This is a genomic window from Gordonia sihwensis NBRC 108236 (assembly GCF_000333035.1).
Taxonomy (GTDB): Bacteria; Actinomycetota; Actinomycetes; order Mycobacteriales; family Mycobacteriaceae; genus Gordonia; species Gordonia sihwensis.
In genome coordinates this window covers 91,300-99,273 of sequence record NZ_BANU01000007.1, presented here as the reverse complement: position 1 = coordinate 99,273, position 7,974 = coordinate 91,300, and the positions used below count along the sequence as shown (strand labels likewise).

At 68.7% G+C, this 7,974-nt stretch carries 7 protein-coding genes; 1 reads left to right on the top strand and 6 read right to left on the bottom strand.

Features of this window, described 5'->3' with window-relative positions; all coding sequences use genetic code 11:
- Window positions 1-207: hypothetical protein (locus tag GSI01S_RS20395; RefSeq protein WP_217997338.1), on the top strand; the 207-nt coding region annotated here is incomplete at its 5' end.
- A 57-nt stretch (window positions 208-264) separates the two neighbouring features.
- Here GSI01S_RS20395 and tyrS read toward each other — a convergent pair.
- The 6 genes from tyrS to argF all read right to left on the bottom strand — a co-directional run bounded on the left by tyrS (window position 265) and on the right by argF (window position 7,974).
- The gene (tyrS, locus tag GSI01S_RS05545) at window positions 265-1,581 is read right to left on the bottom strand and encodes a tyrosine--tRNA ligase (protein WP_045539027.1); all 1,317 of its coding nucleotides are present in this window, start codon (window positions 1,579-1,581) and stop codon (window positions 265-267) included.
- The gene (locus GSI01S_RS05540; protein WP_039867034.1) at window positions 1,544-1,762 is read right to left on the bottom strand and encodes a Trm112 family protein; all 219 of its coding nucleotides are present in this window, start codon (window positions 1,760-1,762) and stop codon (window positions 1,544-1,546) included. Before GSI01S_RS05540 ends, tyrS begins: the two co-directional genes overlap by 38 nt.
- Window positions 1,763-1,831: 69 nt before the next feature.
- Window positions 1,832-4,822 (bottom strand): AMP-binding protein, encoded by a 2,991-nt coding sequence (locus tag GSI01S_RS05535; RefSeq protein WP_006895477.1) that lies wholly within the window; start codon window positions 4,820-4,822, stop codon window positions 1,832-1,834.
- 174 nt (window positions 4,823-4,996) lie between these two features.
- On the bottom strand, window positions 4,997-6,445 hold the full coding sequence (argH, locus tag GSI01S_RS05530; protein WP_006895476.1) for an argininosuccinate lyase: 1,449 nt from the start codon (window positions 6,443-6,445) through the stop codon (window positions 4,997-4,999).
- Window positions 6,446-6,508: 63 nt separating this feature from the next.
- Complete coding sequence (locus GSI01S_RS05525) at window positions 6,509-7,045, bottom strand: arginine repressor (protein WP_006895475.1); 537 nt, start codon at window positions 7,043-7,045, stop codon at window positions 6,509-6,511.
- Window positions 7,045-7,974, bottom strand: coding sequence for an ornithine carbamoyltransferase (argF, locus tag GSI01S_RS05520; protein ID WP_006895474.1), 930 nt, complete (start codon window positions 7,972-7,974; stop codon window positions 7,045-7,047). Before argF ends, GSI01S_RS05525 begins: the two co-directional genes overlap by 1 nt.

Genomic DNA, 7,974 nt, shown 5'->3' with positions numbered 1-7,974 from the left:
TCCGCCAGCCACCCCGTCTCCGAGGCGACCTTTCCAGCCTACCAGACTGGAATCTTCCCTGCAACCGCGACATTCTCCAACTCCGAAGAAGAACAGGAAGTCCGCCAGGCGCAGGACCGCTACTCTACCCCCACCACCCCGGCAAGATCAACTCACCGACCGGAAGGGCATTTCGCTCGCCAGCACCGACGCGCTGACCTGCAATAAGTTACACACCGTTGAGGCTGAGTCCCAAATCGCCAGGTCAGCGGTCCGACTGTGCGGTCAAGCGCCGATCTTGGCGCCGGCGAAGGTCTTCTTACCGCGGCGCAGGACGAGCCACTTGCCGAACAACAGGTCATTCGAACCCGGCGTCCAGTCCGCGTCGGTAACCTTGACGTTGTTCACGTAGGCACCGCCCTCGTCGACGGCCCGGCGAGCGGCCTTGTTGCTGTCGGCGAGTCCGGACGCGACGAGGAGCTCGACGATAGAGGGCGTGGCACCGGCGTCGAACTCGGCGAGGCCCGTCTCCCCCAGCGCGGCGGCGAGGGTGGGCTCATCGAGCTCGTTGAGTTCGGCGCGCCCGAACAGTGCGCGACTCGCCAGCTCCGCGGCGGCCGTCTGGTCTGCACCGTGGATGAGGGTCGTCAGCTCTCGAGCGAGGCGCTTCTGCGCCTCGCGGAGGAATGGCTTCTCGGCCGTGAGCTTCTCGAGCTCCTCGATCTCCTCCCGGCTCAGGAAGGTGAACCACTTGAGGAACTTCACGACATCGGCGTCAGCCGTGTTCACGAAGTACTGGTACCAGGCGTACGGACTGGTGAGCTCAGGATCGAGCCACACGCTGCCGCCCCCGGTCGACTTGCCGAACTTCTTCCCGTCGGCCGAGGTCACCAGCGGCACCGTCAGCGCATGGGCCGTACCACCGTCGACCTTCCGGATCAGGTCGACGCCGCCGATGATGTTGCCCCACTGGTCGGATCCGCCGATCTGGAGCACGCAGCCGTACTTGCGGTACAGCTGCAGGTAGTCGTTGGACTGCAGAAGCAGGTAGCTGAATTCGGTGTAGCTGATTCCGTCGGATTCGAGGCGCCGCTTCACCGTGTCACGCGCGAGCATGACGTTGACGGAGAAGTGCTTGCCGATGTCGCGCAGGAACTCGATGGTCGACATCGGGGCGGTCCAGTCGTTGTTGTTGACCAGAACGGCACCTGTGTCGGAGTCGTCGATGGTCACGAACCGCTGGAGCTGGCCGACGATCTTGTCCGCCCACCCCGCGACCGTGTCCACGGAGTTCATCGTCCGCTCGCCGACGTCGCGCGGATCACCGATGAGTCCGGTGGCGCCGCCCGCCAGCACCACGGGACGGTGACCGGCGAGCTGGAACCGGCGCAGAGTCAGCAGCGGGACCAGGTGTCCGGCGTGCAGGCTGGACGCGGTCGGATCGAAGCCGGCGTACAGCGAGATCGGCTTCTCCAAGGTCTCGCGCAACGCTCCCTCGTCGGTACTCTGCCCGATGAGTCCGCGCCAGATCAGGTCGTCGAGGATGTTCTCGGCCACCGGCGGTTCACGCTTCCTTTCCGGTGAAGCGGGCGTGCTCCTCATCTGAGACCGCACGCGCGTCGTCGATCAGCATGTCGGGGATCCCGTGGGCGTCGATGGCATAGGCGACGCGCAGACGCGGGTTGTAGAGTTCGTCGCCCGCATCGATCAATTCACCCAGATCCTGGGGGCACACCAGTCGGTCGCGAACCACCGGATCGATGCCCTCGGCACGTGTTGCCATCAGCTCCCACTTCGTCTCGTCGATCGCGCCGCTCATCGCCTGTCGCGAGCGGCGCCTACCGCCTTCAGGCTACTCGGCGCCACCATCGTCTCCGGCGGGGAGCGCCGTCCAGTCGATGGTCGCGGCCGCGGACGCCGTGTAGCGGCGATAGCGACCGTCCTGGTCCCGATACCAGACCCGCGGTCCGGGCTTCGGCAGACCGCGCGCCGCGATCCGGCTGGTCATGGCCCGGAACGACTCCGACAGCGGGATGGAGTCGGCGACCCACACCAGGTGCGGGCGCTCGGCCGCGGGAAGCTCGCCCAGGCCGACGCGGATCTGGGTCGGAGTGAGCGACGTCGCGCCGCCGCGCAGCGTGACGGCGGCGACGGCGAGCTGCTCGCCCGGCTCGCCGACCGCGTACACCGCGGCGAGTTTGATGTCCGGGATCAACGAGAGCGCATGTTGGATGGGCACCGGATAGATCGGGCCCGACCGGCTCCGGATCACCGCCTGCGCCGATCCCATGTACCAGAGGTCGCCGTCGGCGTCGGATTGGAACAGACTCCCCCCGACCTCCCAGCGATCGTGCGGGCGGAACACGTCGCGCAGGACCAGACCCGCCGCCTCGAAGCGCTGGCCGGCGTGCGCGACCAGCATGCCGACCTCGCCCGGCCCCGCTTCCCGGACGAAGCCGGTGTCGCGGTCGATCTCCATGCGCTCGGCCACCGGGTCGTAGGCGGCGACGCGCACCGGGTTGGTCTCGGGCAGGGCACGGCCCATCGCTCCGATCTTGCTGTCGTCGACATTCGCCAGGATCGCGGATCCGTCCGCGGTGGCGAAGAACTCGAGCACCCGCGCATTCGGCAACGTCTCGCGCAACCGAGTCCACACCCCCGCCGACAGTCCGGAACCCATGAACAGGCGGACGCTGCCGAGCTGACCGGGATCGAACTCCGGCGCGTCGACGATGTCGGCCAGCATGTTCCAGGTGTACGAGACCACGGTGACGCCGTAACGGCGCACTTCACGGGTGAATCGCTCGGGATCGATCCCCGTGGACAGCGCGATGCGCGACCGCCCGGCGGCGGTGGCTCCCAGCGTGGTCAGCAGACCCGAGGCATGGTGAAGTGGCGGCAGGCAGTAGACCGTGTCCCGGTTCGACAGTCCGGCCGCGGCGGCAGCACCGAATGCGGACATGGCGAAGCGATGGTTGGTGACCGACCACCGATTGAGCCGGCCCTGCGTCTCGGTGAACAGGATGAACGCGAGGTCGCCCGCCAGTCCGGGGTCCGGGCGGTACCAGACCGGCATACGGACGCGTTCCGGGTCGATCTTCTCCATGTCGACGATGTGCTCACCGTCAGCGCGCTCGATGGCACGGGCGTCGCTGCTGCCTCCACCCAGCACCAGCACCCGGTCGCACACGGCGGCCGCACGGTCGAGGTGAACCGGATCGGAGACGATGATCCGCGTCTCCGCCAGGGTGAGCATCTCCGGCAGCGCGTCGCTCGACGAGAGCAGCACCGCCACGGCGCCCAGTCGCGACAGCGCGGCGATCGTCACCAGGGCGGACGGGCGCGGGTCCATCATGAGGCCGACGTGCACCCCCGGCCGGATGCCGCACTCGATGAGGCCGGCGACCACGTTGTCGATCCGCGCGTTGACCTGAGTGTGCGTCAGCACCCGGTCCTCGAACAGAAAGACCTCGTCGTGGGGCGTGCGCTTCGCGTTCTCGCTCATCAGCTTGCCGAGCGAGACGCGGGTCGACGGCTGGATCTGGCCGAGCCGGAACAGCCGCGGAACGGTGCGCACCGACTCGGTCGCCACGGCCCGGGTGGTGCGCTGGAGCGAATTGACCGCCTCGAGAAGCTCCTTGGAGACCGCGGTGCCCGCACCGGCGACCTGTCCGACACCGTAGGTCAGCCGGTTGCTCCAACTGATCCCGCTTCCGGACTCGCTGCGAGTCCTGCTCATCGGCGTCACCGCCGCCGGCTGCTCTCCGTTGCCCTCGCGCCATTGGATCCACTCGCCGACCGTCGGCCAGGTGAGACGTCCGGCGTTCGATCCGACGACGAGACCGAAGTGCCCGACCGGCGCGGCGGTCTCGTACACCTCGGCGTCGGGCGCGGCGCGGACGATGCCGCGCACGGCCAGTGGCTGACCGATGTCGTCGGTCTCACCGACGAAGGCGAGGACCGGGCAGGTGATCTCGGTCATCGACACCACTTCGCCGTCGATGACGAAGCCACCCGACATCATGCGGTTGTGAACCACGAACTGGCGGAGCAGTTCGGCCACGGCCGGACCCGACCACGCGACCCAGCCCTCCTGCTCGATGAATCGTCGCTGGTCCTCGCGCGGCAGCAGGGCGTCGCGATCGTGGAGTTTGCGCAGGAAGTCGATCCGGCTGCGGGCCGTCTTGACCGGATCGGCCAGCTGGAACCCGGTGCGTGCCAACCAACTCGGGATCCACAGTCGGTTGAAGACATTGTCGGCGACGAACTCCGCACCGGGAACCACGAGCTGTGCGGGCAGGCCCAGCGGAAGGGCCGCCAGTACGTCGACCGGACTACCGAAGGTGACCACGCTGGCAAGTCCCTCTGAGCGCCGGTAGGCCGCCGTCTGATAGGCGAACATGCCGCCCTGCGAGTATCCGCCGAGGTGAACGTCCTGGCCGACGACCCGCCGGACCAGATCGATCACCCGGCTGATCGCCACCACGTGGTCGGTGAGCGTGCGCTCCATCCCGCCCTCTTCGTGGTCGGGCGAACCGAAGTCGACCACCCAGGGAATCACCTTGTGCCGGTACAGAACCGAGACTGCGCCGTTCTCCTGCGTCACGTCGTAGACGTTGGCCGACACCATCATCGGCGGGATCAGGATGATGTGGGCGAAGCCGTCGCCGGCGTCGTCTGGAAAGTACCGGCGGAGGCGGTACATCTTCTCGGTCTCGACCACCTTGTAGGGTGTCGGCTCGGTGCCGGTATCCAGGCCCCCCATCCGAATGACTTCGAGACCGTTCTGTGCGGTCGCGACGATCCGTCCGACCGTGCCGGCGACATTTGGCAGACCCTTCACCGCGGTAACTCCCCTCACCACTTCCGATGCCGCGGCCGCCGACTGATTCGGCGTGTGCGAGCACGTGCAGTGTACTAGTCGCCGAATCCGTCACGGCCGTCACCGACTGTGAAGTACCCGCGAGTCGGCGCGTACGGTGATGCCGGTTACCTGCCCGGACACGCCGCGCCGGAGTCAGGCGAGCGCCGTCCGGAGGTCGGCGATCGTGGCGTTGGCCACCGAGATCTGGCGCTCCACCTGCGACGAGGCGGTACCGCCGAAGGCATTGCGTGACTCGATCGAGCCCGAGACCGTCAGCACCTCGCGCACCTGCGGCGTCAGCGCCGGATTGATGCGGGCCATCGTCTCATCGTCGAGTTCGTCGAGTCCGACCCCGCGGCTCTCGGCCTCACGGACGCAGGCGCCCGCCACCTCATGCGCGACCCGGAAGGGAACACCTTGGCGGACAAGCCATTCCGCGATATCGGTCGCGAGGGTGAAACCGGCCGGCGCGAGTTCGGCCATCCGGTCCGGATGGAAGGTCAGGGTGCCGACGAGTCCCGCCATCGCCGGCAGCAGCAGTTCCAGCTGCGCGACGGAGTCGAAGACCGGTTCCTTGTCCTCCTGCAAGTCGCGGTTGTACGCCAACGGCTGGGCCTTCAGCGTGGAGAGCAGACCGGTGAGGTTGCCGATCACTCGACCGGCCTTGCCGCGTGCCAACTCGGCGACGTCGGGATTCTTCTTCTGCGGCATGATCGAGCTGCCCGTCGACCACGCGTCGGCCAACGTCACATAGCCGAACTCCGGGGTGCTCCAGAGGATCACGTCCTCCCCCAGGCGGGACATGTCGACCGCGACCATCGCGAAGACGAAGGCCGCCTCGGCGGCGAAGTCGCGGGAGCTGGTCGCGTCGATGGAGTTCTCGGCCGCACTGGCGAAGCCGAGGTCGGCGGCGATAGCCTCCGGGTTCAGCCCGAGCGACGAGCCGGCGAGCGCACCCGACCCGTAGGGCGAGACGGCGACGCGCCGATCGGCGTCCACCAGACGCGCGACGTCGCGCAGCAGGGGCTGGGCGTGCGCGAGGAGAGTATGGCCGAGGAGCACCGGCTGGGCCGCCTGCAGGTGCGTCTTACCCGGCATCACCACACCCGGGTTGGCGGCGGCCTGGTCGACGAGCGCCTGCGCGAGGTCGAGCACGCCCGCGCCCACCCGCCGCATCGCTGCCCGCAGCCACATCCGGAACAGGGTCGCGACTTGGTCGTTGCGGGACCGGCCCGCGCGCAGCCTGCCACCGAGTTCGGGGCCGACCCGTTCGATCAGCCCGCGTTCGAGCGCGCCGTGTACGTCTTCGTCCGACTCCGCGGGCACGAACACGCCCGCGGCGACGTCCGCGGCCAGACGATCGAGTCCGGCCTGCATGGCCTCGGCGTCCGAGTCCGTCAGTAGACCCGCCGTCGCGAGGACGCGGGCGTGCGCCTTCGACGCCTGGATGTCGTACGGGGCCAACGCCCAGTCGAAATGCGTCGACTTGCTCAGCGCGGCCATCGCCGCGGCCGGGCCGTCGGCGAACCGGCCGCCCCACAGAGCCCCCTCGTTGGTGCCCTCGTGGCTGTTCTCGGACGATGTGGTGTCGGATGTCGACATGAGGGCAGTACTCCTCGCGTGGGTGTGTTTCGGTTCGGTGGTCGGTGAGCGCGTTCGCTCAGCCTACGATCTGGAGACCAGTCCCTCGATCCGCGCGGCCAGATCGGCGCCCGTGAGCGGCCGTCGGGCCAGGACGAAGATGGTGTCGTCGCCGGCGATGGTGCCGACGACTCCGGGCAGTCGCGCGCGGTCGAGCGCGCTGGCGAGATAACCGGCGGCGCCGGGCGGTGTGCGGAGCACCGCGACGTCGCCGGACGAGTCGGTCGACACCAGCAGTTCGGACACCAGTCGCGAGACCCGGTCGGTTCCGCCGGACACGCCGCGGACCGGACTGCCGTCCTCGGGGACGGTATAGACCCCCGCGCCGCCGTCGGCGGCGCGCAGCTTCACCGCGCCGAGTTCGTCGAGATCGCGCGACAGCGTCGCCTGGGTGGCCTCGATCCCCAGCTCGGCCAGCTTCTGCTGCAGTTCGCCCTGGCTCCGGATCTGTTCGGTCGCCAGGATCTCGACGATCCGGGCGTGCCGGCCGGCCCGCGTGGCGGCGAGCCTCGCCGACTCGGCCCGGCGGGCAGCGGTTCGGTCGGGGTCCGCGCGGTCCACTAGCGGTCCATCAACCAGGCCAGCAACGCCTTCTGGGCGTGCAGGCGATTCTCCGCCTCGTCGAAGACGACGCTCGCCGGACCGTCGATCACCTCGTCGGTGATCTCCTCGCCCCGGTGCGCGGGCAGGCAGTGCAGCACGATCGCCTCGTCCGCGGCGTACCCGAGCAGCTCCGAGTTGATCTGGTATGGACGGAAGGGACCGACCCGGTCGAGCCCGTCGCCCTCATGCCCCATCGAGACCCACGTGTCGGTGACGAGGACGTCGGCGCCGGTCGCCGCAGCGATCGGGTCGCCGATCAGTTCGACGCTGCCGCCGGTCTCGGCCGCGCGCCGCCGCGCCGCTTCGACCACGGCCGGATCCGGTTGGAAGGCCGTCGGTCCGCTGACCCGGACATGCATGCCCGCGGTGACGCCGCCGAGCATCAGGGAATGGGCCATGTTGTTGGCGGCGTCTCCGAAGTAGGTCAGCGTCAGGCCCGCGGCCCGACCCTTCCGCTCGATGATCGTCTGCAGATCGGCGAGCACCTGGCACGGGTGGAAGCTGTCGGACAGAGCGTTGACGACGGGAACGGTCGCGTACTCCGCCACCGCCTCGAGGCGGTCCTGACCGAAGGTGCGCCACACGATCGCGTCGACGAACCGCGACAGCACCCGGCCGGTGTCTGCGAACGACTCGTCACGGCCCATCTGCGTGTTCGCGCCGTCGACCACGACGGCGTGCCCGCCGAGCTGGCTGATGCCGACTTCGAAGGAGAACCGGGTCCGCGTGGAGTTCTTGTCGAAGATGACTCCGACAGCGCGAGGGCCATCCAGCGGGCGGAACCCGAAGCGGTCGCGCTTCATCCGCGCCGCCAGCTCGAGCACCTCCGCCTGTTCGGCGGGTGTCAGATCGTCGTCGCGCAAGAAGTGCCGAGTGTTCTCTGTCAT

Coding starts and splice junctions, on each gene's coding strand:
- tyrS (WP_045539027.1), bottom strand. CDS start 1,581: ATGAGGAGCACGCCCGCTTCACCGGAAAGGAAGCGTGAACCGCCGGTG.
- GSI01S_RS05540 (WP_039867034.1), bottom strand. CDS start 1,762: ATGGCAACACGTGCCGAGGGCATCGATCCGGTGGTTCGCGACCGACTG.
- argH (WP_006895476.1), bottom strand. CDS start 6,445: ATGTCGACATCCGACACCACATCGTCCGAGAACAGCCACGAGGGCACC.
- argF (WP_006895474.1), bottom strand. CDS start 7,974: ATGACAGAGAACACTCGGCACTTCTTGCGCGACGACGATCTGACACCC.